Genomic DNA, 25702 nt, shown 5'->3' on the forward strand with positions numbered 1-25702 from the left:
CAGCGGACATCCACACGGGGCCGGTGCACAGCCGCATGGATGTCCGCTCAGGGCTCCGGGTCTCCCGATGGGGGTTGAGAATCCCGGATTCGCTTCGTGCGTGCCATGGACGTATGTGCGTCGGAAGCGGAATCGTTGCGCGCTCAGTTCGTCGCGCCATGGAGTGAACTATAGGGAAACTTGCGCAACGCATCTGTCAACCATTGTCAGACACGTTGCGCCGGCACATCGGCCGCTTTCGCGCTAAAGTGGTTCCCGACCATCACTCCCGCCCGCCCTCCGATGCTTACGCTCTCGCCCGCCGCCGCCCGCGCGCTGCATCTCGCCGCGCAGGGCCTGCTGACGCCGCCCCGCCGCAAGGCCACCAAGGCCGACGTGCTCGACACGATCCGCCGGATGGCGCAGTTGCAGATCGATACCATTCACGTCGTCGCGCGCAGCCCGTATCTCGTGCTGTTCAGCCGTCTCGGCGCGTTCGCGCCGCAGTGGCTCGACGAACATCTCGCCGAGGCGCGCCTGTTCGAATACTGGTCGCACGAAGCGTGCTTCCTGCCGGTCGAGCAGTTCGGCCTGATGCGCTACAAGATGCTCGACCCGTCGGGGATGGGCTGGAAATACGCGGCCGACTGGCATGAACGGAACCGTCCCGACATCGAGCGGCTGCTCGCGCGGATTCGCGACGAAGGCCCCGTGCGATCGGCCGATTTCGCCCGCGAGGACGGCGCGAAAGGCAACGGCTGGTGGGATCGCAAGCCCGAGAAGCGGCACCTGGAGGTGCTGTTCACGACCGGCGACCTGATGGTGTCGGAACGCCGCAACTTCCAGCGCGTGTACGACGTGCGCGAGCGCGTGCTGCCGGGCTGGGACGACGCGCGCGACCTGCCGCCGCGCAGCGCCGTGCTGCCGACGCTGCTCGACCATACGTGCCGCGCGCTCGGCGTCGTGCGCGCGGACTGGGTGGCCGACTACTACCGGCTGCCGCGCCGCTCGTACCGCGCGGAACTCGAGCAGCTCGCGGACGCGGGCGACCTGATCCCGGTGGCGGTCGACGACTGGAAGGAGCCGGCCTACGTGCATCGCTCGCTCGCGGCGTGGCTGCCGGCCGCCGGAGCCGACACGCTGCGCTCGACGGTCACGACATTGCTGTCGCCGTTCGACCCGGTCGTCTGGGACCGGCGGCGCGCGTCGACGCTGTTCGGTTTCGACTACACGATCGAGTGCTATACGCCCGGCCCGAAGCGGCGCTACGGGTATTTCTGCCTGCCCGTGCTGCATCGCGGCCGGCTGGTCGGCCGCATCGATGCGAAGGCGCACCGCTCGCTCGGCACGTTCGAACTGAAGGCCGTGCACGTGGAGCCGGGCGTGCGGTTCGGCACGGGGCTCGCGGCCGACGTCGCGAAGGCCGTGAAGAAGCTCGCGGCGTGGCACGGCACGCCTGAAGTCGCGGTCACGCATGCGCCGCCCGCGCTGGAACAAGCGCTGGCCGGCGCGTAGGCGCCGGCCGGCGGGTGCCGCGCGCTACCGCCGTGCGGCGATCCAGTCCGCGATGCCCGGCCACGCATCGCGCAGCGTGCGCGACCCCATGAACAGCCCGATGTGCCCGCCCGGCACCAGTTGCCGCGTGATTTGCTGCTTCGGCGTCCCGACCAGATCCTGCGCGCCGAATACCTGCTCCGGCGTCGTGATGTCGTCGGTCTCGCCGGCCAGCAGGTAGACCGGGCACGTGACGTTCTTCAGGTCGAGCGTGCGGCCGAGCGCGACGAACGCGCCCTTCGCGAAGCGGTTCTCCTTGAAGATCTGCACGATCGCCTGCAGGTACCAGCGCCCCGGCAGGTCGATCGGGCTTTCGTACCAGTTCGCGAACGCTTCGCGCTTGCGCAGGTAGTCGGGATCGTCGATGTGTTCGTACAGGTCGACGTGCTCGGCGAGGTAGTGCTGGTCGGGATGCATGTTCTTCCAGCCGCGCAGCATGAAGCGTCCGCGCATCAGCCCGCCGCCCATCTTCACGAGCTCCTCGTAGAACGACGTCGGATACGCGTGCGCCATCCGCTTGATCGGGCCGTCGCCGGCATCGGTGTCGATCGGCGAACCCGCGAGCACGAGGCTGGCGACCTTGTGCGGGAAACGCGCCGCGTACATCGCGGACATCCAGCCGCCCTGGCAAAGGCCGACGAGATTCACGCGGCCGCCCAGCTCGTCGACGCAGACGTTCAGTTCGGCCAGGTACTGGTCGATCTCGAGATCCTTCATGTCCTCGGTTGCCGAGCGCCAGTCGGTCAGGTACAGGCGCGTCACGCCGTGCTCGCGCAGCGTCTGCATCAGGCTCTGCCCCGGCTGGTAGTCGGCGATCATCGCGCTGTGCCCCGCGTACGGCGCGTCGACGATCGTCGGCAGCCCGTGCGCCGGCTCGACCGAGTAATCGCGGAACGTCATCGTCCGCAATTCCAGCAGCGGACGATTCGCCGACGCCAGCGCCGGATGCGGCTCGATATGGAGCTTTTCCTCTTCGGCGAGGAAGCGCAGGTTGCGCGCGGCGATTTCGGAGCCGAGCTGGAACATCGCGGTGGCCGCCGCCATCGGCCAGAAGATCGGCAACGCGGGGGCGCGGTCGGACGGGGTCGAGGGTGTGGACGGCGTGGATTGCGTGGATTGCGTGGACAGGTCGCTCGATTTCATCGAAAGGCTCACAGGGTGGGAGACAGGGCGGGAAGCGTCGCGTCGTCCAGCACGCGCCGCGTGTGTCGCGCGATCATCAGGTTCTCGTCGGTCGCGATCACGCGCACCGTCACGCGCGACGCATCGCCCGAAATCACCGCGCGGTTCGCGGCGTTCGCGGCGTTCGCCGCGTCGTCGAGTGCGATGCCGAGCCACGCCGCCCGGCGGCAGATCAGCTCGCGCACGCGCGGCGCGTGCTCGCCGATGCCGGCGGTAAACACCAGCGTATCGAGCCCGCCGAGCGTACCGGCGAGCGCGGCGAGCTCGCGGGCCACGCGATACGCGAACAGTTCGACCGCATGCGCGGCCGCCGGCGCGTCACTCGCAAGCAGCGTGCGCATGTCGCTCGACACGCCCGACACGCCAAGCAGGCCAGATTCCGCATAGATCAGCTGCTCGACCTCGTCGAGCGAACGCCCGTCGTGACGCTGCAGGTACAGGATCACGCCGGGGTCCAGCGCCCCGGTGCGCGTCCCCATCGGCAGGCCGTCGACGGCCGTGAAGCCCATCGTCGTGGCGACGCTGCGGCCCTGAGCGAGCGCGCACAGGCTCGCGCCGTTGCCGAGATGCGCGACCACCGTCCTGCGCTGTGTCCATGCCGGATCGAGCGCGCCGAGCGCCGTCGCGATGTATTCGTAGGACAACCCATGAAAGCCGTAGCGCACGATCCCTTGTTCGGTCAGCGCGCGCGGCAGCGCGAATTCGCGTTCGAGCGCCGGCATCGTCGCATGGAACGCGGTGTCGAAGCACGCGACCTGCGGCAGATCGGGCGCCACCGCACTCACCGCGCGGATCGCGTCGACATGATGCGGCTGGTGCAGCGGCGCGAGCGGCGACAGCGATGCGATCCGTTCGAGCACCTGCGCGTCGATCCGCACCGGCGCGGTGAAATACGGGCCGCCATGCACAACCCGGTGCCCGACGCCGTCGAACGCGGCCTCGCGCCCGACGTGGTCCGCGAACCATGCGTGCAGCGCCTCGATCGCGCCATGATGCCCCGGCCGGGCCACCGGGCAATCGGCCAGCGTCGCACCGTGCGCGTCGGCCACGAACAGATGCGGCGCGGCATGCAGGCTTTCGATCTGCCCGTGCACGCCCGCGTCGAGCGAGCGGTCCGCGCATGTGTCGTACACCGAGAACTTGAGGCTCGACGAGCCGGCATTCAGCACGAGAACGGGATGTCGCATCGCGGCCCCCGTCACTGTGCGTTCGCGGCGGCGGCAGCCTGCGCCGGCACGCCCCCGGTACGCGCCGCCTCCGCGACGAGCAGCGCGACCGCGCAGCTCGCGAGGCGGGTGCGCTCGCTGTCCGCGCGGCTCGTCAGGATTACCGGCACGCGCGCGCCGAGCACGATTCCGGCCGCATCGGCGTTCGCGAGAAACGTCAGCTCCTTCGCGAGCATGTTGCCGGCCTCGAGATCGGGAGCGACGAGGACGTCGGCGTCGCCCGCGACGGCCGAGCCGAGATGCTTGAGCCGCGCCGCCTCGGGGCTGATCGCGTTGTCGAACGCGAGCGGCCCGTCGAGCAGCCCGCCGGTGATCTGGCCGCGTTCGGCCATCTTGCACAGCGCGGCCGCGTCGAGCGTCGACGGCAGTTTCGAGCTGACCGTCTCGACCGCCGACAGGATCGCGACCTTCGGCCGGTCGATGCCGAGCGCGTGCGCGAGATCGATCGCGTTCTGCACGATGTCGGCCTTCTGCTCCAGCGTCGGGTGGATGTTGACGGCCGCGTCGGTGATGAACAGCGGCTTGCGGTAGGTCGGCACGTCCATGATGAACACGTGGCTCAGGCGCCGCGCGGTGCGCAGCCCCGTATCGGCGCGCACGACTTCCTCGAGCAGCTCGTCGGTATGCAGGCTGCCCTTCATCAGCGCCTGCGCATCGCCCGCGCGCACCAGCCCGACGGCCAGCGCCGCCGCCGCGTGGCTGTGCGGCGCATCGACGAGCCGGTAGCCCGACAGGTCGATGTCGAGCGTCGCGGCCAGCGCCGCGATCCGCGCCGCGGGGCCGACCAGCACGGGCACGACGAGGCCGGCCCGGGCCGCGTCGACCGCCGCCCGCAGCGATACCTCGTCGCACGGATGCGCGACCGCGACCGTCACCGGACGCAGCGCACGGCAACGCGCAATCAGCGCGTCGTATTTCTGATGCTGACGGACCTCGGTCATCGAACGCCCCTTCGAAAGGATTACGTGAACGGATTCTCATGCGTGACGGAAGGCCATCGTTTGACCCTCGTCAATCGTTTCAGGTGAAGTCCCGATAGCATGAAATCGCGCGATGACACTTCGATGGCCGCGGACCACACGCCCGGCCGCCCGTCGCGCCGCCGTCGCGCCGGCGACCCGGGCGCCCCGCTTCGCCGGCCTGCCATGCACATACGAGAAATCCGCTCGAAAATCGCCAGTACGTCGTCCACGCGCAAGATCACGAAAGCGATGGAGATGATGGCCCGCACCAAGATGGCGAGCGCGCAGCGGCGCGCGCGCGATTTCCGGCCCTACGCGACCCGCATCCGGGACATCGTCGAACGCGTGCTGCGCGACCGGCCCGACCACCTGTCCGCGCTGATGGCGCGGCGCGCGCCGGTGCGCCGCGTCGGCCTGATCGTCGTCAGCACCGATCGCGGGCTGTGCGGCCCGCTCAATACGCGGCTGCTGGTCGAATGCGTGGATGCGCTGGCGCGCTGGGACCAGGCCGGCGTGGCCTGCGAGCTGAGCGTGATCGGCGCGCGCGGCCTCGCGCCGCTGATGCGCCACGGGGCGACCGTCACGGCGCGCGCGAGCGGCCTGGCCGCCGAACCGCATTTCGAGCCGCTGCTCGGCGCGCTGCTCGTGCCGCTCACGGGGTTCGTCAACGGCGAGCTCGACGAGGTGCACATTGCCTACAACCGCCTGACGAGCCCGCTCGCCTACGAACCGCGCATCGACGCGATGCTGCCGCTCGCGGGGCTCGATCCCGGCGCGCCGGCCGGCGACGCCGAGGCGTCCGACTACCTGTACGAGCCCGCGCCGAAACCGGCCGTGGACACGCTGCTGCTGCGCCATGTCGAGGCGACGCTCTACCAGGCCGTCGTGGAAAACTACGCGTGCGAACAATGCGCGCGCATGTTCAGCATGCAGACCGCGACGGAGAACGCCGATCGCGTGCTGCGCGACCTGCGCCACCTGTACCAGAAGACGCGGCAGGCGCAGATCACCACCGAGCTGTGCGAGATCGTCGCCGGCGCGGCGGCCGTCTGACGGAGGGAATCGTGGAAACGTCGATGAAACTCGACATCCTGAGCGTGGAGGATGTGCTGTTCTCCGGCGACGCGCATTTCGTCGTCGCGCCGGGGGAAAGCGGCGAGCTGGGGATCTACCCGCACCACGCGCCGCTGCTCACGCGGTTGCGGCCGGGCGTCGTGACGGTGGTCGAGGCGCCGGGCGGCCCGCATCGCCGCCTCCTCGTCGCGGGCGGCCTGCTGGAGGTGAGCCGCGACGGCGTGACGCTGATCGCCGATCATGCGCTGCGCACGCCCGAGCTCGACGACCTGCGGGCGCGCGAGGCGCGACGCGCGGCCGACGACTGGCGCCGCGAACATGCGCCCGAGCACCGGCGCGCATTCGATTTCGCGTCGGCCCGCACGGAGCTGATGGACGAGATCCGGCGTTTCTTCGCGATGGCGATGCGGCAGCACACTACGCGCGATACGCCGGGCGGCGCCGGCTAGGGCCGTGCCGCCCGCGCGCGGTCAGTCGCCGCGCAGCTTCCGGAAGCGCGGCGTGCCGTCTTCGAGGTTGCCGTTGAACATCGCTTCCGGACGCACCCACAGCCCGCGCACATGCGGCCACAGGTGCTCGTACGCGACCACGGATTCACCGGTTTCCGAATGACGGGCAACGCCGATGTAACGATACAGCCCGCCCTTGTAGTGGCGATGCGTTGCGAGCTGTTCGGCTTCCTGTTCGGTCATGATGCGCTTCTCTACGGCAAAAAACGGAAAGCGCGCATTGTACGCGCTGTGCGTCAGCGTTTCGCGTAGATGTCGGGACGGCGGATCTCCATCAGCCGCTCGGGATTCGCGGACGGCCCGAAACCGACCGGCCGGTAAAGCGCGTGCGCATCGGTCGTCACGAGCATGATGCGACGCAGGCCCTGCACCATCTCCTGCTCGAACACGTGGTCGATCAGCGCGCGGCCGTAGCCGTTGCCGCGCTCGGCCGGCAGCACGAACACGTCGCACAGATACGCGAACGTCGCGTGATCGGTGACGAGCCGCGCGAACCCGACGAACCGGTTGCCGACATACGCGCCGAAGCACAGCGAGCCCTCGATCGCCCGCTCGACCACCTCGCGCGGAATACCCTGCGACCAGTACGCATCGCGATGCAGGAAGTCGAAGATCACATCGACGTCGAGTTCGCGCTTGTCGGTGGAAAATCTGAGCGTGGCGGGGGTGGCGGGGGTGTCGGCGGGCACGTCGGTCTCCGGTTGGGGTCGCATCGGTCGAAGCGTCGACGATACCGCGCCGCGCGCCCGGCTACAAGCGGCGCCACGCGCCCGTCGGCACCTGGCGGGCAGGCGTCGCGCCGCCGGACCGTCGTGCAACGCCGCGAGCCCGCCGCCCGGGCCCGCCCCGGCTCACGGCGCCCGCAGCGCCCGGTCCGCCTTGCAGCGCTTGAGCGGCAGCGGCCGGGCCGCCACGATCCGCGTCACCTCGTGCGTACGCGGATCGATTTCGAGGTCGAGACAGGCGCAGCCGTAGCCGTGCCCGCCTGCGTTGGTGACGACCCATCCCTTCGTCGACATGTCGGGCATCTCGTCGAGGCCCGGCACCGGCGGGTTGCCCATGGTCGACAGCGTCCAGCTGCTGTCCTTGTCGTCCAGCCACCAGTTGGCCGGCGTCGGATTCTCGAGCCAGCCGCAGCGCCGCTCCGGCGCGGCCGCCGCGTTCGTCGCGGCCGTCAGCGCCAGGGCCGCGCCCAGCATCCACATCGCACAAGCGGCACGCGTGATTTTCATTGCATCGATCCGGACAGGAAGAGAAGTCGGCAAACCGCGATCGCGGGCGCCGGACAGCATACCGGGCTTTCGTCCGCACGTCGCGCGCCGCCCGGTCCCGCGAACGCGGCGCACGAGGCGCGCGCCGCCGGATTCCGGCACGGCGTGCTGGCCCGCTTACCCGCATCCGCATTTCGGTGGATCATGTAGCCCGTGCGCGCCGACAGCGCCGCAGCGCGCACCCCGACCACGACCGCCCCCAAGGAGACACCCCGATGCGCGACCGAGCCGCCCTCGCCGCCCCTGCCCCCCGCCTTCGCCGCGCGCGCCGCGCCGCGCTCCGGCTTGCCGCCGTCTCGCTCGTGTGCGTCGCGCTGCCGGCCGCGGCAACCGAACTGCGCGTGATGATCTCCGGCGGCTTCACGGCCGCCTACACGCAGCTCGGCCCCGCCTACACGGCCGCCACCGGCGACACGCTCGACACGATCTCCGGCCCGTCGATGGGACAGTCGAAGGAAGCGATTCCGAACCGCCTCGCAAACGGCGAGAAAGCCGACGTGCTGATCATGGTCGGCTACGCGCTCGACCGGCTCGTCAAGGAAGGCAAGGTGATTCCCGCCTCGCGCGTCGAGCTTGCCGATTCGCGGATCGGCATGGTCGTGCGCGCCGGCGCGCCGAAGCCCGACATCGGTACGGTCGACCAGTTGCGGGACGTGCTGCTGCGCGCGAAATCGGTCGCGTATTCGGACAGCGCGAGCGGCGTCTACATCGAGCAGGAAATGTTCCGGAAGCTCGGCGTCGAGGCCCAGGTGAAGCCGAAGGCGACGAAGGTGCCGCGCATTCCGGTTGCATCGGTCGTCGCGAACGGCGACTACGAGATCGGCTTCCAGCAGGTCAGCGAGCTGCTGCCGGTGCCGGGCGTCACGTATGCGGGCAAGGTGCCGGAATCCGTGCAGTCGGTCACGCGCTTCGCGGGCGGGATTCCGGTCGGCGCCGAGCATCCGGCGCAGGCGAAGAAGCTGCTCGACTATCTCGCGTCGCCGCAGGCGCAGCCGGCCGTGCAGGCGACGGGCCTCGATCCGGTGCCGACCTCGCCCACCCCATGAACCCGCCGCGCCCCGTCATGCCTTACCGCCTTGTCGCCTTCGACTTCGACGGCACGCTCGCCGATTCGCTCGACAGCTTTCTCGCGGCGCTGTCGGAGGCGTCGCGCCTGCACGGCTTTCGCGACGCGACGCCCGAGCTGCGCCCGGCGCTGCGCGGCATGTCGGCGCGCGACATCATTCGCGCGCTCGAGGTGCCGATGTGGAAAGTGCCGCGCGTGACGATCGACATGCGCCGCCTGATGCGGCCGCGCGTCGCCCAGGTGCGGCTGTTTCCCGGCGTCGGCGAAACCTTCGACGCGCTCGCTGCGCGCGGCATCCGCATCGCGATCGCGACGTCGAATACCGAGGAGATCGTGCGCGACCGGCTCGGCCCGCGCGCCAGCGGCCGCGTCGATACCTTCGCGTGCGGCATTCCGCTGTTCGGCAAGGCGCGCCGCCTGCGCGCGCTCGTGCGCGAGGCCGGCGTGCGCGGCGACGAAGTGCTGTATGTCGGCGACGAAATCCGCGACGCCGACGCGGCACGCCGCGCGCGCATCGCATTCCAGGGTGTCGCATGGGGCTACACCGCGCCCGACGCGCTGCAGGCGCATTGCGCGACGCCGTTGCTGCCCTCCCTCGACGCATTGCTCGAGCGCGTGTGACGCGTTCGTCCGCATTTTCCCCGCACGGGCGCTCCGCTTCTTCTCACGACGCGGCGGCAACGCGATGAAGCGCGGATGACGCATGCGCGCGTCGCGCCCGGCGCAGGCACGCACGCAAGAATTTCCGCCATCCCGTGGGCGACCGGTACCCGATACCTGTCGGCGAGCGGGCGCATCGATTCGTCTTACCAATCGTTACACAAGCCACAGCACGGTTGCACCTGCTGCCTGAACGCGCTCCTAGAATCGGTCGGACCGGAACGCACTTCGACCGGCTCCGCGGCAGCGCGGCGGTCGAATCCGGCCCGGGCACGCCCGGTTTTCCGCCCGGCGGCGGATCGCCCGATCCGCCGTTCAACCCGAGCCCCGATCGAAAGGAGGTCCCATGCACCGCTTTCCCCATGTCTCGCGCCTTGCGCTGTCTGCTGCCGGCCTGCTTCTCGTCGCCGTGACGGCGACCGCGCAAACTGCGCAAACTGCGCAAACCGCACAACCGGCGCCGGCCGCCGCGACGCGCCTCCACGAAGCCGACCAGGCCTTCGTCGCCGACGGCACGAAAACCGTGTCGACGCAGCACGACGCGGCGCGCATCGCCGATTCGCGCACGTCGGACAGCCAGGTCAAGGCGTTCGCGCAACGCGTGTCGGCCGACGATGAAAGGATCATCCAGGCGCTGCGCGCGGCGAGCCCGCGCGGCGTCGACGTGCCGGCCAACGACCCCGACGCCGCCGTGCTGGACGGCATCAAGCGCCTGCGCGGCGCCGAGTTCGACAAGGCCTATATCGAGCAGGTGGCGCTCGCCGGCCAGCAGAAGGCGATCTCGGCATTCCAGGCCGAAATCGCATCGGGCCGCGACACGCAGCTGAAGGAAGTCGCGCGCCGGTCGCTGCCGATCCTGCAGAAGCACTACGCCGACGCGCAGACACTCGCGGAACGCCACCACCTCGCATCGGCGCAGTAAACGGCTGCGGCGTCGCGCGTGGTGCGCGGCGTGGCGTCCGTCGCCGCGCGCCTTCCGGCCGCGCGGCGCACGCCACGCGTCACGGTTCAGGTCGCCAGCTTCGCCGCCAGCCGTGCACGCACCTCCGGCCACTCGTCGTCGATGATGCTGAAGCGCACCGAATTGCGCTTGCGACCGTCCGGCATGATCCGTTCGTGACGCACGATGCCTTCCTGCTTCGCACCGAGCCGCAGGATCGCCGCGCGCGATTTTTCGTTCAGCTCGTCGGTCGTGAACTGCACGCGCACGCAACGCAGCGTGTCGAACGCATAGGTCAGCAGCAGCCACTTCGCTTCCGTGTTCGCACGCGTGCGCTGCGCCGATTCGCTCAGCCACGTATGGCCGATCTCGAGCTTGCGGTTCCTGAGATCGATCTTCCAGAAACGCGTGCTGCCGATCACGCGGCCCGATGCCCGGTCGACGATCGAAAACGGCATCACGGTGCCCGCCACACGCCCCTGCAACGCGGTATCGATATACGCGTCGATCGTCTCCGCGTCCGGCACGGCCGTGACCTTCAGGTTCCACAGCTCGCCGTCCGCGGCGGCATCGAGCAATGCCTGCCGGTCGGACGCATCGAGCGGCCGCAGTTCGATGCGCTCCCCCGCGAGGGTCGGTTGTTCGGGGAAAGGCGAGGCGTCGGTCATGGCGGAAGTCCGGAAAGTGACGGCGTTGGCAGCGAAACGCCCATCATACGGTGCCGCTACCCGAGGTGGGCGGCGAGACGGCGGCGGATCGCCTTTGCCTCACCGCGCAGCGCGTCGGCGAACGCATCGATGAGCAGGCTCTTCGGCCGATGCTCGGGCACGATCATGCTGACGCGGTACGGAAACGACCGCGTGAGCGGCCGCACGTGCAGGTCGCGCCCGACGAAATCGAGCGCGGTCAACGGATTGACGATCGCGGCGCCAAGCCCCTGCCGCACGAATGCGCACACCGACACGGCCGACGGCGTGTCGACGACCGAGCGCGGCGCCACGCCGAGCTGCGCGAACGCCTCGTCGATCAGGATGCGGTACGGATCGTTCAACGACAGGCTCACGAACGGGCGATCGGCGAGATCCAGCAGGTCGATCGCGTCCCGCGCGAGCAACGGATGGCCGTCGGGCAGCACGCAGACTTCGTCCACTTCGAGCAGCGGCGCGAGCACGGTGCCGGCCGGCGCGACGTCGCGCTCGGTCAGCCCGAGGTCGTAACGCTGCGCGGTCAGCCACTCTTCGATCACCGGCGACTCCTGTGTCGCCACCGACACGCTGGCGCCCGCGTGCGCGCCGAGAAACCGCCGGCACGCGCCGGGCAGGATCGCATGCGCAAACGCCGGCAGCGCGATCACCGACAGTTGTCCGTCGCGAAACTCGCGCAGCCGCGCGGCGGTTGCCGCGACGCGCTCGAGCCCCACATACGCGAGCCGCACGTCGTCGAACAGCGTGAGCGCGGCCATCGTCGGCCGCAGCCGGCCGTGCGTGCGCTCGAACAGCGCGAAGCCGACGACCTGCTCCATCCGCGCAAGCTCGCGGCTGATCGTCGGCTGCGACGTGTAGAGCATCTCGGCCGCGCGCGTCGTGCTGCCGGTGACCATCAGCGCGCGAAAGACCTCGATATGGCGGTGCGTGAGCATGATCGGCTATATCAGATATGAATAGAATCCAGACAACCAGGCATTTTACTGTATAGCGGATCAGGCGCATCATTCACGTCATCCGTTCATTCGACCCGACTCATCCGCCATGTCCCTCGATTCCCGCCAGCTCGCGGCGCTCGCGCAGCAATACGGCACCCCGCTGTGGGTGTACGACGCCGACGTCATCCGCGACCGCATCGCCCAACTGCGCCAGTTCGACGTGATCCGCTATGCGCAGAAGGCGAATTCGAACATCCATATCCTGAAGCTGATGCGCGAGGAAGGCGCGTGCGTCGACGCCGTGTCGCTCGGCGAGATCGAGCGCAGCCTCGCGGCCGGGTTCAGCCCGGCCGGCGAGCCGGAAGGCGTCGTGTTCACGGCCGACCTGATCGACCGCCCGACGCTCGCGGCCGTGCTCGCGCACGGCGTGACCGTGAACGCCGGCTCGCTCGACATGCTCGCGCGCATCGGCGAGCATGCGCCGGGCCACCGTGTGTGGCTGCGCGTCAATCCCGGCTTCGGCCACGGCCACAGCAACAAGACCAATACCGGCGGCCCGCAGAGCAAGCACGGCATCTGGATCGACGACGTGCCGCGCGCGATCGAGATCGTGCGCCAGTACGGGCTGAAGCTCGTCGGCATCCACATGCATATCGGCTCCGGCGTCGACTACGGCCACCTGTCGCAGGTGTGCGACGCGATGGTCGATCTCGTCACGTCGCTCGGCCATGACATCGACGCGATCTCGGCCGGCGGCGGCCTGTCGATCCCGTATCGCGACGGCGAGCCGCGCGTGGACGTCGGCCACTATTTCAGCCAGTGGGACGCGGCGCGCAAGCGGATCGAGCGGCATCTCGGCCACCCGGTGCGCATCGAGATCGAACCGGGCCGCTTCCTCGTCGCCGAGGCGGGCACGCTCGTCACCGAAGTGCAGGCCGTCAACCGCCGCCCGAAGCACGATTTCGTGCTGATCGACGCGGGCTTCAACGACCTGATGCGTCCGTCGATGTACGGCAGCTACCACGCGGTGTCCGTGCACGCGCACGACGGCTCGCTGCCCGCCGGCCGGCCGATGGTCGATCTCGCGATCGCGGGGCCGCTGTGCGAATCGGGCGACGTGTTCACGCAGGACGCGGGCGGCGTGGTCACGCACCGCACGCTGGCGCAGCCGCAGATCGGCGACCTGCTGTTCCTGCACGACGCGGGCGCGTACGGCGCATCGATGTCGTCGAACTACAACAGCCGGCCGCTCGCGCCGGAAGTGCTCGTCGATCGCGGCACGCCGCGGCTGATTCGCCGCCGGCAGACGATCGCGGAACTGCTCGCGCTCGAGACGTTCGAGTAACGCGTGCAGCGTGAAACGGGGCGCGCGCCCCGTTCGCGCTACCTCACCGCCACCCGCACATCGGCGCCCGCCGCGCGCCACGCCTTCAGCAACGCCGCGCGCCGCCGCGGGTAGCGCACATCCAGCCGCTCGAGCGCGACGATCCGATCCGTGCGGAAATGCCGGAAATCGTTCCGGCGCTCGCACCACGCGGCCAGAATCCGCACGTCATTGAAATAGCCGAGCGCGAACGGCCAGACGATCCGTTCGTCGGCCTTGCGCCGGCCCTCGCCCGCATAGCGGATCCGGATCTTGCTTTCGGTACGGATGGCCGTGCGCACGCCGCCCAGGTCGACGGTTTCCCGATCCTCGACGGTGCGCGGGCCGACGAGCAACGTCATGCATTCCATCTCCCGGCGCAGGTCGGCCGGCAGCACCGCGGAAATCTTCGCGAGCGCGTCGGCGGCGGCCGCCGTGAGCTGCGCATCCGCGAACTTCCCGACCCAGCGAAAGCCCAGCATCAGCGCCTCCAGTTCCGGTTGCGAGAACATCAGCGGCGGCAGCATGAACCCGGCATGCAGCACATAGCCGACGCCCGGCTCGCCCTCGATATCCGCGCCCTGCGCCTGCAGCGACGCGATGTCGCGATAGACCGTACGGAGACTGATGCCGAGTTCCCCGGCCAGCACGCGCCCGCTCACCGGGCGGCGGTGACGCCGCAGCACCTGCAGCAGCGAGAGCAATCGTTCGGCACGCGTCATCGTTCCATGCTGCCATTTTCTGACAGCATCCGTTCGTAGAATGGAACGCATCTTAATCGATACCAGGACGGCCCCGCATGATCTCCCCGAATCTCGTTCTTCTGTATGTCGAGGACCCGACGCGCAGCGCGCGGTTCTACGAGCGCCTGTTCGAACGCCCGCCCGTCGCCGCGTTTCCGACCTATGCGGCATTCACGTTCGACAGCGGGCTGACGCTGGGGCTGTGGTCGACCCATGCACGCGATTTCGTATCGGGCGGCGCCGGCCACCGGTCGGAGCTGGCATTCATCGTCGACGACGATCGCGACGTGCAGCGCCTGTACGACGCATGGCGCGCGCTCGGCGTGCCGTTCGAACAGGCGCCGACGGCGGCGGTGTTCGGGCTGACGTTCGTCGCGCTCGATCCGGACGGCCACCGGTTGCGGGTGTGCACGCCCGACGAATGAGCCCGGCGCGGCGGGCCGGCGACGGCGCCCGCCCGCCGCCCCGTGCGGCACGTCACCCCGTGCGCTGCACGGGCACCATCTTCGAGAAGTACTTCGCGCCCGCCACGCAGCCGACCACCACGACCGTCACCGCGACCATCGACGGCGGCACCGTCTCGTGCAGCAGCCCGGCCGCCAGCAGCAGGCCGAAGAACGGCTGCAGCAGCTGCAACTGGCCGACACCCGCGATCCCGCCGAGCGCGAGCCCGCGGTACCAGAACACGAAGCCGATCAGCATGCTGAACAGCGACACGTACGCGAGCCCCCACAGCGCCCCGGCGTCGACGCCGGCGAACGACGCGGGCCACGTGAGCGCCGTGAGCGGCAGCATCAGCGGCAGGGACAGCACGAGCGCCCACGAGATCACCTGCCAGCCGCCGAGCTGGCGCGACAGGCGCGCGCCCTCCGCGTAGCCCAGCCCGCACGCGACGATCGCGGCCAGCATCAGCGCGTCGCCGGCCACCGACGCCTGGCCGCCGTTGCGCAGCGCAAACGCGGCCACCGCGCCGCTGCCGACGATCGAGAAGATCCAGAACGGCAACCGCGGCCGTTCACCGCCGCGCCACACGCCGAACAGCGCGGTCGAAAGCGGCAGCAGCCCGACGAATACGATCGCGTGCGCGGAGGTCACGTGCTTCAGCGCGAGCGCCGTCAGCAGCGGAAACCCGACCACGACCCCGAGCGCGACGATGACCAGCGACACGGCCTCGGCCAGCGTCGGCCGCCGCTGCTTCAGCGCGACCAGCAACAGCAGGCCGAGCACGCCGGCGATCGTCGCACGCGCGAACGTGAGGAACAGCGGGTCGAGCCCCTGCACCGCGACACGCGTCGCGGGCAGCGAGCCACTGAAGATGATCACGCCCAGCAGGCCGCTGAGCCATCCGTCGGTCGTCTTTTGCACGGGAATTCCTGAACGGGGAAAGGGGATCACCGATGATCCGCCGCCCGCGAAAAGCGCGTAAGCTACAGCCCAATACAATTCGGACAAACTGTACTGGACAACCGGCCGTACAGTTCATTCTTCACCATGAGCCAGGCCGCCCCGCCCCCCGTTCCGCCCGCCGCGTCGCGCACGCGCGTGGAAACCGTGATGGATACCCTGCGTGCGCGGATCGCGAGCCGCGCGCTGATGCCCGGCGCGCGCGTGCCGTCGATCCGGATGATGGCCGACGGGCTGGGCGTGTCCAAATCGACGGTCGTCGACGCATACGAGCGGCTCGCGAGCGAAGGCGTGCTCGTCGCGCGGCGCGGCTCGGGTTTCTATGTGTCGGGCCACGCGCCGCCGCTCACGCTCGCCTCGCTCGGCCCGCGCCTCGATCGCGAGCTCGATCCGCTGTGGCTGTCGCGCCAGTCGCTCGAGGCGGCGCCGACGTCGGTGAAACCCGGCTGCGGATGGCTGCCGCCGTCGTGGCTGCCGGACGAGAGCCTGCGCCGCGCGCTGCGCGCCGTGTCGCGCGACGAACCCGACGCGCTGACCGACTACGCGACGCCGCTCGGCCTGCCCGCGCTGCGCCAGCAGCTCGCATGGCGGCTCGCGCAGCACGGCGTCCAGGCCGAACCCGCGCAGATCATGGTGACCGACGGCGGCTCGCACGCGCTCGATCTCGTCTGCCGCCTGCTGCTGGAGCCGGGCGACACGGTCGTGCTCGACGATCCGTGCTACTTCAACTTCCAGGCGCTGCTGCGCGCGCACCGCGCGCGGATCGTCAGCGTGCCGTACACGCCGAACGGCCCCGATCTCGCACGCTTCCAGCAGGTGCTCGCCGAGCATCGGCCGCGCCTGTACATCACCAACTCGGCGCTGCACAACCCGACCGGCGCGACGCTCGCGGCGCCCGTCGCGCACCGGCTGCTGACGCTCGCGGCCGAGCACGGCCTGCTGATCGTCGAGGACGACATCTTCGCGGATTTCGAGAGCACGCCCGCACCGCGCCTCGCCGCCTTCGACGGGCTGTCGCGCGTCGTGTCGATCGGCAGCTTCTCGAAGACGCTGTCGGCCGCGATCCGTTGCGGCTACGTCGCCGCGCGCCCGGAATGGATCGACGCGCTCGTCGACCTGAAGCTCGCGACGTCGTTCGGCCACGCGCAGATCGGCGCGAACGTCGTGCACCGGCTGCTGGTCGACGGCACTTACCGGCGCCACGTCGACAGCCTGCGCACGCGTCTCGCGGACGCAATGGGCGAAACGATCCGGCGCATCGCACGCGCCGGGCTCCGGGTCTGGACGGAGCCGCGCGGCGGGCTGTTCGTGTGGGCCGAGCTGCCCGACGGGCTGGACGCCGCGCGCGTCGCGCGCCACGCGCTCGATCACGAAGTGGTGCTGGCGCCCGGCAACGTGTTCAGCGCGTCGCGCAGCGCGACGTCGTACCTGCGCTTCAACGTGTCGCGCTGCAAGGGGCCGGCGGTGTTCGACGCACTGGCGCGGGCGATGGAGGCGGCACGGGCGTCGACCGATGCGCCTCGGCCTGTTTCGCCGGACGAGGGAACCTTGCCCGGTCGGGGCGACGCGTTCGCATTCGATCCGCATGGCGCGACCTAGGACGGCGCGCCGCCCGTCCTGTCGCGCTGCGGGCCCGCACCCTGGACGTGCGGGCCGAAACCACCCATCGCACGATGCCGCCTGCCCGCATCGGAAGGTACGAACAATGCCACTGAATCCCGTCAAGACACTCCTGCTGCTGGCCGCCCTGATCCCGGCCTCGCACGCGATCGCCGAGAACGTCATCGAATACCCGGACCACAACGAATATGTCGAGGAGGCACGAGGGCCCACCTTCCTCGGCCATGACGGCAAGACGTTGCTGATGAGCACTTATTCGCATACCTACACGTTTCGAAGCGCGAACAGCGTGACCCCCGACCTGCGGGCGATCGGCAACCCGGACATGGCCTGGCGGCCCTATGTTTCCGACATCCAGGCCGATGCAACCGCAACCTCGTTCAGCACCCACCTGGTGATCTGCTTCGGACACCTCGATCCCGGGCTTTCATCGAACGAACGGCAGGCGTTGCACGGCGCGGGGTTTTCGGCCGCCTCCGGCGACGACATCCTGTGCAAGAACGTGCCGATGAACGGCACGAGAGAAGCGCCGCTGGACGACGCCGCGCTCGATGCGCGCGCGAAGCGGGACGGCATGGATCCCTTCTCGATCGGCCAGACCACCACCAGCAACGTGATCGTCCGGGTTCCGGACACCGCGACCGGAAAGGCGATCAAGACGATGAAAGCGCCGTTCAACCGGGCAGGCGAATCCGTCCGGCATGCGATTGCGCCGTTCGGGCTGATGTTCTGCAAGGGCAGTTGCGGCCTGCCGGGCGGCTGATCGGCGCGACGGCGTCCGGCGCGCGCCGCTCGCGCGAATCGCGCGCGGCGTCGCGACCGAACGCCCGCCTCGCCGGAGCACGGCACCTGCCGCCGCGCCGCGCCCGGCGGCGGATCACCGCTCCCCGGCGTGCGCCCTCGCCCGCACGTCCGCGAACGACGTATCGACGAGCAGGCGCCCCGTATCGAACACCGTTTCGAGCGCCTCGTCCCACTCGCCCTCGACCATCCGGTCGTCCCACGCAACCGGCAGCGTCACGGTCCGATACTCGCCGGTGCGGCGATTGCGCAGCAACGTGAGCCGCCCCTTCTTCGACCGCTTGCCCTGATCGGTGACCGGGTCCTTGCGGACGTCGTGCCACACGCCGCCGCGCCGGATCGCCGAGCACTTCATCGCGAAGCGCTGCGTATCGCGATTCACCTGCTGCAGCAGCGCGCCGCCCATCCCGAACACGACGTTGCCGGCCGCATAGCCCGCGTCGTCGAGCGCGGACAGGATCGCCTCGATCGACAGCTCGTCGACGCCGTCGCCCTGGATCACGCGCACGCGATTCAGCACGCGCCGCCCCTTGCCGTTCACGGTCGAGCCGAACGACGCGTCGAGCGCGCGCACGGTCTGCAGCACGATCGTCACCGGGTCGCCCGAATCGGGGCGCACGACCAGCGTCGCGCCCGAATCGAGCACGGCCTGCCGCAGCTCGCCGCCCCACAGGTTGAGCGCCGCGAACAGATCGTAGGAGTCCGACACGACCGACACGATCGCGCCCGGCAAGCCGAAGCGCCGGATCATGTTCCGGTACGCGTCGGCCTCGCCCTCGCGCCCCCACGACGTGATCGTGCTGTGCTCGGCCGCCGGCACCGAGTACGCGGCCATCGGCTCGCGATAGAAGCGGTTCGCGGCCAGTACGCCGAGCACCGTGTCCGAACCCATGAAGCTCACCAGGTGCGCCGCGCCGCCGATCGCGGCCGATTCCGCGCTCGACACGCCGCGCGCGCCGAAGTCGTGCAGCTTGAACGGCAGTTGCGCGAGATCGTCGTCGGTCCGCTCGAGAAAGCGGCGGATCGTCTGGCGCAGGTGCCAGCTGCGCGTCGCGACCGTCACCGGATACCACACGCGCAGCAGCATCGTCTCGAGATACGACGCGAGCCAGAACACCTGCGGATCGTCGCACTCGACCGTCATCAGCACGTTGTGCACCGGCACGACCGACCCCTCGGGCACCGCGCGGATCTTCACCGGCAGACGGCCGTCGTAGCGCTCGACGATGTAGCGCCAGCCGGCCTCGTTGAACGGCTCGCCGTGCACCGTGAAGAAATCGCGCGCGTCGTCGACCATCGCGTGCGTGACCGGCGTGTTCAGATACGTCTTCAGCAGCATCTGCAGGCCGAAGAACAGCGTGCGGTCGTAGCGGCCGCCACGCGATTCGACGTACGAGAACATCGCCGATGCGTCGGGCGGATATTGCAGGAAGTGGGAAGCCTTGTACGAATCCGTGTTGAGGATCGGATTGGCGAGAACCGCGGCGAAACTGCCGGAATCGTGTTGCATGGCTAGAGCTCCTCTAGGCCGTTGGAATGCCGCCGCGTCTGTCGCGGCGGACCGGAATGCGGGGAATCAGCGGATTACAGCTTCCCCAGGAAGTGATACGCGATGTCGAAGTGATCCTCGAACATCACGTTGCGCATCTGCGCGAATTCGTTCAGCGGCACCCAGCGCGCCTTGTCCGCGTCGTCGCTGCCCTTCACGCGCGGCAGCTCGCCGGTCGGGAAGTTGAACAGGCACGCATGCGTGATCGTGCGGCCGCGCAGCGAGCGCGTCGGGTGATCGAACACCTGGCGATCCTTGATCGACCCGCGCAGCACGGGCTCCGGCAGCTTCAGGCCGGTTTCCTCGCGCAGCTCGCGAATGCAGGCCGCGTCGAGCCGCTCGTCCTGGTTCACGAACCCGCCCGGCAGCGCCCACAGGCCGCGGCCCGGTTCGCTGCGGCGGCGCACGAGCAGGATGTGCCCCGAGTGCACGACCACGGCGTCGACCGTCACGAACGTGACGGGATACGGTGCGGCCGCCCATGCCTTGCGATACGCGGCGATGAACTCGGCTTCCGACTTCAGCTGCGCGAATTCCGGCTGCGTGCGGAAGCGCTCGAGCCAGCCGTATACCGGCTCCGGCACGGCCCACTGCACGAAGCTGTTCGAACGCTCGGCGAAATACTGGTCGCGGATCTCGGTGGCGGAAATGTCTTCCGTCGCGTCGACATCGACGAATTCCCATTGCGGGAACATCCGCAGGTAATACGAGGTGGCGTCCTTCTCGTGGCCGATCATCCCGACCTTGCGCTGCGCGACGTCGCCGAGCGCGGACGCGACGGCATCCTGCACCCAGCGCACCCAGTCGCCGTCGTTGTAGGTCGAATCCTGCAACGGCGCGATCGTCACGCGGCCGCGTTCGGGCGCGTCGAGCAGCGAAGCCAGCATCTGGCGGCGCTCGTCGAACGAGAACGGATCCTTGACGGTGCGGGGCTTGTCGGTCGAGCCGATCAGCACGCACACGCGCTCGGCCCGGCTCAGTGCCGACTTCAGCACGTTCAGGTGACCACGATGCGGAGGCTGGAAACGACCAATGAAAACGAGCGCGTCGAAGCGCCGGTTCTGTTGCGTACTCATGAGGCTCCCTCAAGAGATGGAAACGCTTCGGGTCTTTCCCGAAGGATTGACGAGAATCCTAGGGGAAATCCCGGAGGGCGTCAACCGGGCCCGCGCCCGACTTGACCAAGTCTGACGAAATGCACGGCCCGCGCGGGTTACACTCGACGGCATCCCAATCCGCGCATGCGCCCGCCATCATGAGGATCTCAGTCAGCCGGACCGTCGGCGTCGATCGCAGGCGCCTCTTCACGTGGTCGCAGGACTACGCGCGGCGGCTCGTGTGGGACAGCTTCCTCGCCGACGCCTACCTGCTCGACGGGATGACGGCCGATGTCGGCGTCGATGCGTTCTGTCGCAGCCAGTCGGGCGCGACGATGGTGTCGCGCTACATCTCGTACCGTCCGCCGCAAGTCGCCGCCGTCGAAATGGTCGACGGGCCGAAAGTGCTCGAACGCTTCAGCGGCAGCTGGAACTTCACCGAGCACACGCCGGGCACGACCGAGGTGAAGTTCACGTACAACTTCCGCGTGCAGCCGGCGTGGCTGCGCTGGCTGCTCGAACCGCTGATCGGCGCGTTCTATCTCGTGCAGACGCGCCGGCGTCTCGACTCGTTCAAGCGCTGGGCCGAAACCGAAGCCCTGCCGCGCTGACCGGCGCTGCCGCGAGGCATGCGCCCGCGTGCCGACGCCGCTGCACGAATGCGGCCCGAATGCCGCCCGAACGCACCGTCGGGCGCGCGCCGCGCATTTGCCAGATTCGCCGAACCCGTGGAAACTAGCGGCGGCCGTCACCCCGACGGCCGGCCCCGACCGAGAGAACGGGGCACGCCCCCTGACCGGCTTCGACACCAACACGATCCCATGAGCCTGATTTCCCGATTCTTCGGCCGCAAGGAAGAACCCGACAACACCGCCGCGCTGGTCGCGGCATCCGACATCGAACACCCGCTGAGCGTGACGGTCGTCTTCGACGGCCCGCTGCAGGTCGATATCGCATCGCTGACCGCCGCGCTGCGCGCCTACCATCCGAGCATGAAGCAGGCGCGCGTCGAAACCGAGCCGACGCTGGAGCAGGTATTCGGCCTCGCCGGCTGGGGCAACCATGTCGTCCGGCTGGTCGGCTTCGATGCGCCCTATCCGGCCGAAGCGCTGGAGGCGTGCGTCGCGCCCGCCCACTACGGGCAGGACCTGAAGCAGCAGGTGCGCGCGAGCCGCAGCCACGTGATCCTCTACTACGCCGGCCACGAAGCGAACCCGCTCGACCAGTACGTCGCGCTGGCGGCGGTGGCCGGCGCGCTCGCCGAACAGAACGGCCTCGCGGTGCTGAACGAGCACGCGCATACGTCGCTGCCGGCCGGCATCTTCAACGCGAAGGAACTCGGCGAGGAAAGCCTCGAAGTGCTGCGCGCGATCCCGCTGAACCTGTTCTTCTGCGGCTTCGTGAAGTACGACGTGGAAGGCGTCGAGGGCGTGTGGATGCGCACCTACGGCGCCGACGTGTTCGGCCTGCCCGATTTCGCCGCGCTCGCGCAGGGCCATCACGAAGGCGAACGCTATTCGGGCATCTTCAACAACGTGATGCACTACCTGCTGGAAAGCGGCGCCCGCATGCATGCGGGCGAAACGATGCAGATCGGCGCGGAAACGTTCATGAGGCTGCGGGAACCGCTCGAGCACGAGTACTACCTGCAGGGGCCCGCGCCGGTGCTGGTGGCCGAGCTGATCTCGGCGGACGAGATCAATCGCTGATCGCGCCCGGCCGCGCCGCATCGCCCCGGTGCGCGACGCGGCCTGCACCGCGTGCGCCGCGGCATCGCCTTGCGGCCGCGCGACGGCCGCCGTTCGAACCCGATGAGGAGCCGCCGATGTTCGGCATTCGCCTTTGTCTCGTGCTGGCCGCGCTCGGCCTGGCGTTGCCGGCCCACGCCGGCGGCATCGATTGCACGCGCGCCAGGACGCGCACCGAGCACCTGATCTGCGCCGACAAGGCGCTCGTATCGACCGACAACGCGCTGTCGGGCGCCTACGACGACACGCTCGCCCTCGCCGCCGATCCGCCGGCCGTGATCCGGTCGCAACGCGCATGGCTCGCACGGCGCGACGCGTGCGCCGACGCCGCATGCATCTCGACCGCCTACCGCGACCGCACCGCGGCGCTGAAGCAGGTGAAGCACGCCGGCTGGAACACCTACCGCGATCCGGCGCTCGGCATCTCGTTCGAATATCTCGCGAACCGGCAGGTGAAGAAGCCGTGCCCCGTGCTAGGCGGCGACCGCTGCGTGGCGATCGTCGGCCGCAACATGAACGGCAGCGACTACCTCATCGCGTTCGAGATCGTCGACGGCGCGCTGGAGCCGGTCGCGGAACAGAAGGCCGGCTTCGAACGGCAGGACGACGGCTCCTGGACGACCACCAACGGCCCCGGCATCCCGCAGACGGTCGAGCGCTTCGCCGGCGCCGGCTGGCGCGGCATGCGCGCGACGATCACGTGCGGCATCAGCGACCCGGACTCCGGCTTTCACGCCGCCGGCGGCGATTGCTACTGGGCCGTGCTGAGCAACGGCAGGCGGGCAGCCGTCGTCAATACGGAGGGCGTCATCGGCACCGACGACGCCACGATGCACAGCGTGTCGACGTTCCGGTTCGACCGCTAGCGGGAACGTCGCAGCGGGAAGGTTTCCGCGCCGGACGAACGGCGCAGCGTGACCTCCATGCCGGTCAGCCATCCTGACGATTTCAGGATCGGGCGCGCCACCGCGTACAGCCGGTCGGCGCTCGCGCCGTACAGGTACAGATAGCCGTCGTTGCCGTCGCGATGCAGCTCGGTCTCGCCCAGCTCGCCGGCGCCCGCCTGCTTCACCGCCCGATCCAGCCGGCGTTCCAGCGCATGAAGGCGCGCATCGTCCTTCTCGTCGTAATCGAAGTGGACCGTCACGACCGGCCCCGGCGGCTTCGGCGGCACGTCGGCGGCAGCATTGCCGGCCAGCAGCGCGAAGCCGAGCAACGCGGTGAATCGTATTCTGTTGTGCATATCGGTAGGGGAAGTGAAATGCGCGCTCACGCCGGCGCGCCGCCGCGCTCGACCTGCTGCCGGACCTGCGCCCGCGCGCCGAGCGCGGCGGCGATCGCGTCGACCGCATCGGCCGCGCGGGCCGCGCCGCACATGAATGCGTCGACGGCCGCGAAGCGATGCTCGGGCCACGTATGGATCGTGATGTGCGACTCGGCAAGCAGCACGACACCCGTCACGCCGTGCTCGCCGCCGAAATGATGAAAATGCGCGCCGATCACGCGCGCGCCGGCCCGTTGCGCCGCGTCGGCGAGGATCGCCTCAAGCCGCGCGGCGTCGCGCAGCAGCGCCGGGTCGACGCCGGCCAGGTCGGCCAGCACGTGCGAGCCGAGCGCCGCGCGCGGCGGCGCGATCCCGTCGCGCGCGGTCATTTGTGCGACCCGTACGACGAGTAGCCGCTGCGGGCCGATGAACTGCCCCAGCCGCTGCCGCCCGATCCGCTGCCGCCGATCGACGCGCAGCTGAACAGCGTGACGACGATCAGCCCGTAGATGCCGTAGAGGACGTAGCGGATCACGTGCTCCCTCCGTCCGACGCAAAGCCCTTCCACAGCCATTCAGGCAGCCACAGCACCAGCAGGCCGATCAGCACGAAGACGGAGCGGCCGCTGAACGAGAACAGCGCGCCCATGTTCAGGATCACGAGCAACGCGCTGAACACGAGCGGCAGCGGCGCGAAACTGTGCGGGCCTTTCCGGCCGAACAGGCCCGTCGACGCGGCGGCGCCGGTCGCCACCGCGGCCGTCGCGAGCGCCGGCGTGCCGAAGCGTTCGGCGAGCGTGCCGGCCGACAGCGGCCGTGCGCGCGACCAGACGATCTCCGCGTCGCTGCGCTCGCGCGTCAGCTTGTCCTTCTGCCAGCCGTAGTCGACGATCTGCGTGCGATCGCCGACCTGCACGCGCCAGTTGAACGCGCCGACCACGTACACGACCTCCGAGTCGTATGCCTCGCGCTGCCGGTAGGTCTTGCCGCCGTCGGTCACGTCGGCCTCGCCGCCGATCGTCGGCCATGCGTCGAGCACCTGCACGCGCTCCCAGCGCCCTTCGCTCTGCACGAGCCACAGTAAGCCGCGCTTCGGGTTCAGCAACAGGTATTCGTCCCACGTCTCGGCATCGCCCGGCACGCGGCAGCGCATCATGCCGATCACCGTGTACTTCACGCCGTCGAACGCGCCGGTCGCACCGAGCGCCAGCGCGCCCTTCACCGCATCGAGCCTGCGCTGCGCGGCGAACACCGTCTGCTGTTCGGCCGTGCACTGCACGCCCGCATGGCAACTGCCGCACACGACGTAGTCGGCCAGGTTCGGCGCATACGACAGCGGCGCACCGCAGCTCGGGCATGCGAACGGCACCATCTCCGCGCCGCGCTTCTCGCGCGTATCGGCGTCGGTATCGCGCAGCCCCGTGAAGGCGAGCGCGTCGAAAGCCAGCGCCTCGCCCGAATAGACGACCGGGCTCCCGCCGTTCGCGTCCGCGTCGGAATAGTCGTAGGTCGCAAATGCGCTGCCGGTCCGCAGATCGACGACCCGCGCCTCCCAGCCGGCATCGACGCGGAACGGCAGTTCGCCGTCGCCGCCCGTGCAGCGTGCGGTGCGGACGTCGGACACGAGAAACGCGCGGCCGCCGTGGTCGATCCGCATGCCCGGCTCCAGCGTGCCGAACGCCGGCCACGCGCCGCCGGACGTGTCGTCCGGCTCGCGCACCGTGACCGCGTACTGGCCCGACGCATCCGACAGCCAGCCGAACGCGCCGTCGTCGAACACGACATACCACTCGCTCCACGCGCCGGCGTCGTAGGTCATCTGGATGCGCCCGAGCACCGTGAACGTACGCTTGCCGTAGCGCCCGGCCGTGCCGATCTGGATCGGCGACGCATCGTCGAGCACCGCGGCCAGCTCGCCGATCCGCTCGACGTCGGTGCCGCGCTTGAGCAGCGTGCTGCGGCAGAACGCACAGACGGCCATCACGGCCGCCGCCGAGCGGAACTCGACCTGCGCGCCGCACTGGGGACACGAAGTACTGAACATGCGCG

At 69.6% G+C, this 25702-nt stretch carries 29 protein-coding genes; 13 read left to right on the forward strand and 16 right to left on the reverse strand.

The annotated features are described in order from the left end of the window. The first annotated feature begins 282 nt into the window (after nt 1–282). Nucleotides 283–1494, forward strand: coding sequence for a winged helix-turn-helix domain-containing protein (locus GQ57_RS12365; protein ID WP_034198000.1), 1212 nt, complete (start codon nt 283–285; stop codon nt 1492–1494). Nucleotides 1495–1518: 24 nt separating this feature from the next. Here GQ57_RS12365 and GQ57_RS12370 read toward each other — a convergent pair whose 3' ends face one another. The 3 genes from GQ57_RS12370 to GQ57_RS12380 form a co-directional block, all read right to left on the reverse strand. Further along, on the reverse strand, nt 1519–2577 hold the full coding sequence (locus GQ57_RS12370; protein WP_031400199.1) for an alpha/beta fold hydrolase: 1059 nt from the start codon (nt 2575–2577) through the stop codon (nt 1519–1521). Between the two features lie 107 nt (nt 2578–2684). Beyond that, a complete protein-coding gene (locus GQ57_RS12375) occupies nt 2685–3902 on the reverse strand; it encodes an acetate/propionate family kinase (protein WP_034198001.1) in 1218 nt (405 codons plus the stop codon). A gap of 11 nt (nt 3903–3913) precedes the next feature. Next, nucleotides 3914–4882 (reverse strand): phosphate acetyltransferase, encoded by a 969-nt coding sequence (locus tag GQ57_RS12380; protein WP_034198002.1) that lies wholly within the window; start codon nt 4880–4882, stop codon nt 3914–3916. 204 nt (nt 4883–5086) lie between these two features. Between GQ57_RS12380 and atpG the strand changes: the two genes are divergently transcribed. Continuing rightward, nucleotides 5087–5956: an ATP synthase F1 subunit gamma gene (gene atpG, locus GQ57_RS12385; protein WP_034198029.1), complete on the forward strand. Its 870-nt coding sequence runs from the start codon at nt 5087–5089 to the stop codon at nt 5954–5956. Nucleotides 5957–5967: 11 nt separating this feature from the next. After that, nucleotides 5968–6426, forward strand: a complete 459-nt coding sequence (atpC, locus tag GQ57_RS12390) for an ATP synthase F1 subunit epsilon (RefSeq protein WP_031400203.1) — start codon at nt 5968–5970, stop codon at nt 6424–6426. Between the two features lie 21 nt (nt 6427–6447). Here atpC and GQ57_RS12395 read toward each other — a convergent pair whose 3' ends face one another. The 3 genes from GQ57_RS12395 to GQ57_RS12405 form a co-directional block, all read right to left on the reverse strand. Next, nucleotides 6448–6669 (reverse strand): DUF1653 domain-containing protein, encoded by a 222-nt coding sequence (locus tag GQ57_RS12395; RefSeq protein WP_031400204.1) that lies wholly within the window; start codon nt 6667–6669, stop codon nt 6448–6450. Between the two features lie 53 nt (nt 6670–6722). Beyond that, a complete protein-coding gene (locus GQ57_RS12400; protein ID WP_081896647.1) occupies nt 6723–7199 on the reverse strand; it encodes a GNAT family N-acetyltransferase in 477 nt (158 codons plus the stop codon). A 138-nt stretch (nt 7200–7337) separates the two neighbouring features. Continuing rightward, nucleotides 7338–7718, reverse strand: coding sequence for a DUF4087 domain-containing protein (locus GQ57_RS12405; protein ID WP_081894927.1), 381 nt, complete (start codon nt 7716–7718; stop codon nt 7338–7340). Between the two features lie 254 nt (nt 7719–7972). Here GQ57_RS12405 and GQ57_RS12410 point away from each other — a divergent pair, with 254 nt between their 5' ends. From GQ57_RS12410 to GQ57_RS12420, 3 genes are all read left to right on the forward strand, one after another. Beyond that, complete coding sequence (locus GQ57_RS12410; protein ID WP_034198004.1) at nt 7973–8803, forward strand: substrate-binding domain-containing protein; 831 nt, start codon at nt 7973–7975, stop codon at nt 8801–8803. Nucleotides 8804–8820: 17 nt separating this feature from the next. Further along, nucleotides 8821–9444 (forward strand): HAD hydrolase-like protein, encoded by a 624-nt coding sequence (locus GQ57_RS12415; protein WP_031400208.1) that lies wholly within the window; start codon nt 8821–8823, stop codon nt 9442–9444. A 385-nt stretch (nt 9445–9829) separates the two neighbouring features. Further along, nucleotides 9830–10405, forward strand: a complete 576-nt coding sequence (locus GQ57_RS12420; RefSeq protein WP_034198005.1) for a DUF4142 domain-containing protein — start codon at nt 9830–9832, stop codon at nt 10403–10405. 86 nt (nt 10406–10491) lie between these two features. Here the strand turns inward: GQ57_RS12420 and GQ57_RS12425 are convergent, their stop codons facing one another. After that, complete coding sequence (locus GQ57_RS12425) at nt 10492–11091, reverse strand: GNAT family N-acetyltransferase (protein ID WP_031400210.1); 600 nt, start codon at nt 11089–11091, stop codon at nt 10492–10494. Between the two features lie 56 nt (nt 11092–11147). Further along, nucleotides 11148–12062 carry a LysR family transcriptional regulator gene (locus tag GQ57_RS12430; protein WP_031400211.1) on the reverse strand — a complete coding sequence of 305 codons (915 nt, stop codon included), beginning with the start codon at nt 12060–12062 and terminating at the stop codon, nt 11148–11150. 109 nt (nt 12063–12171) lie between these two features. Between GQ57_RS12430 and lysA the strand changes: the two genes are divergently transcribed. Beyond that, the gene (lysA, locus tag GQ57_RS12435; RefSeq protein WP_031400212.1) at nt 12172–13410 is read left to right on the forward strand and encodes a diaminopimelate decarboxylase; all 1239 of its coding nucleotides are present in this window, start codon (nt 12172–12174) and stop codon (nt 13408–13410) included. A 38-nt stretch (nt 13411–13448) separates the two neighbouring features. Here the strand turns inward: lysA and GQ57_RS12440 are convergent, their stop codons facing one another. Beyond that, entirely contained in the window at nt 13449–14150 is a 702-nt protein-coding gene (locus GQ57_RS12440; protein ID WP_031400213.1) for a helix-turn-helix transcriptional regulator, read from the reverse strand. Nucleotides 14151–14227: 77 nt separating this feature from the next. Here GQ57_RS12440 and GQ57_RS12445 point away from each other — a divergent pair, with 77 nt between their 5' ends. Then, nucleotides 14228–14596, forward strand: coding sequence for a VOC family protein (locus tag GQ57_RS12445; RefSeq protein ID WP_031400214.1), 369 nt, complete (start codon nt 14228–14230; stop codon nt 14594–14596). 52 nt (nt 14597–14648) lie between these two features. Here GQ57_RS12445 and GQ57_RS12450 read toward each other — a convergent pair whose 3' ends face one another. Next, nucleotides 14649–15536: a DMT family transporter gene (locus GQ57_RS12450; protein WP_034198006.1), complete on the reverse strand. Its 888-nt coding sequence runs from the start codon at nt 15534–15536 to the stop codon at nt 14649–14651. Nucleotides 15537–15662: 126 nt separating this feature from the next. Here GQ57_RS12450 and GQ57_RS12455 point away from each other — a divergent pair, with 126 nt between their 5' ends. Then, complete coding sequence (locus GQ57_RS12455) at nt 15663–17174, forward strand: aminotransferase-like domain-containing protein (protein ID WP_052001279.1); 1512 nt, start codon at nt 15663–15665, stop codon at nt 17172–17174. Next, nucleotides 17161–17958: a hypothetical protein gene (locus GQ57_RS12460; protein ID WP_152603243.1), complete on the forward strand. Its 798-nt coding sequence runs from the start codon at nt 17161–17163 to the stop codon at nt 17956–17958. Before GQ57_RS12455 ends, GQ57_RS12460 begins: the two co-directional genes overlap by 14 nt. A 114-nt stretch (nt 17959–18072) precedes the next feature. On the opposite strand, the gene GQ57_RS12465 is transcribed toward GQ57_RS12460, so the two are convergent. Both GQ57_RS12465 and GQ57_RS12470 read right to left on the reverse strand, forming a co-directional pair. Further along, on the reverse strand, nt 18073–19506 hold the full coding sequence (locus GQ57_RS12465; RefSeq protein WP_034198008.1) for a nicotinate phosphoribosyltransferase: 1434 nt from the start codon (nt 19504–19506) through the stop codon (nt 18073–18075). Between the two features lie 74 nt (nt 19507–19580). Continuing rightward, entirely contained in the window at nt 19581–20621 is a 1041-nt protein-coding gene (locus GQ57_RS12470; RefSeq protein WP_031400219.1) for a bifunctional nicotinamide-nucleotide adenylyltransferase/Nudix hydroxylase, read from the reverse strand. 179 nt (nt 20622–20800) lie between these two features. On the opposite strand from GQ57_RS12470, the gene GQ57_RS12475 reads away from it, so the two are divergent. From GQ57_RS12475 to GQ57_RS38155, 3 genes are all read left to right on the forward strand, one after another. Continuing rightward, nucleotides 20801–21253, forward strand: a complete 453-nt coding sequence (locus GQ57_RS12475; RefSeq protein ID WP_031400220.1) for a type II toxin-antitoxin system RatA family toxin — start codon at nt 20801–20803, stop codon at nt 21251–21253. Nucleotides 21254–21463: 210 nt separating this feature from the next. Next, nucleotides 21464–22351 (forward strand): DUF4261 domain-containing protein, encoded by an 888-nt coding sequence (locus GQ57_RS12480; protein WP_031400221.1) that lies wholly within the window; start codon nt 21464–21466, stop codon nt 22349–22351. Between the two features lie 116 nt (nt 22352–22467). Further along, nucleotides 22468–23256, forward strand: coding sequence for a lysozyme inhibitor LprI family protein (locus GQ57_RS38155; RefSeq protein ID WP_052001281.1), 789 nt, complete (start codon nt 22468–22470; stop codon nt 23254–23256). Here GQ57_RS38155 and GQ57_RS12490 read toward each other — a convergent pair. Genes GQ57_RS12490 through GQ57_RS12500 form a run of 4 tightly spaced genes read right to left on the reverse strand, consistent with a single transcriptional unit; the run spans nt 23253 to nt 25697 of the window. Next, complete coding sequence (locus tag GQ57_RS12490; protein ID WP_031400223.1) at nt 23253–23633, reverse strand: hypothetical protein; 381 nt, start codon at nt 23631–23633, stop codon at nt 23253–23255. The two genes, GQ57_RS38155 and GQ57_RS12490, sit on opposite strands and share 4 nt — an antisense overlap. 26 nt (nt 23634–23659) lie before the next feature. Further along, the gene (gene speD, locus GQ57_RS12495; RefSeq protein ID WP_034198009.1) at nt 23660–24043 is read right to left on the reverse strand and encodes an adenosylmethionine decarboxylase; all 384 of its coding nucleotides are present in this window, start codon (nt 24041–24043) and stop codon (nt 23660–23662) included. Next, nucleotides 24040–24189 (reverse strand): hypothetical protein, encoded by a 150-nt coding sequence (locus tag GQ57_RS43050; RefSeq protein ID WP_160257521.1) that lies wholly within the window; start codon nt 24187–24189, stop codon nt 24040–24042. Before GQ57_RS43050 ends, speD begins: the two co-directional genes overlap by 4 nt. Then, entirely contained in the window at nt 24186–25697 is a 1512-nt protein-coding gene (locus tag GQ57_RS12500; protein WP_034198010.1) for a DUF4178 domain-containing protein, read from the reverse strand. Before GQ57_RS12500 ends, GQ57_RS43050 begins: the two co-directional genes overlap by 4 nt. Between the last annotated feature and the right edge of the window lie 5 nt (nt 25698–25702).

This window comes from Burkholderia sp. MSh2, assembly GCF_000731655.1.
Lineage (GTDB): Bacteria > Pseudomonadota > Gammaproteobacteria > Burkholderiales > Burkholderiaceae > Burkholderia > Burkholderia paludis.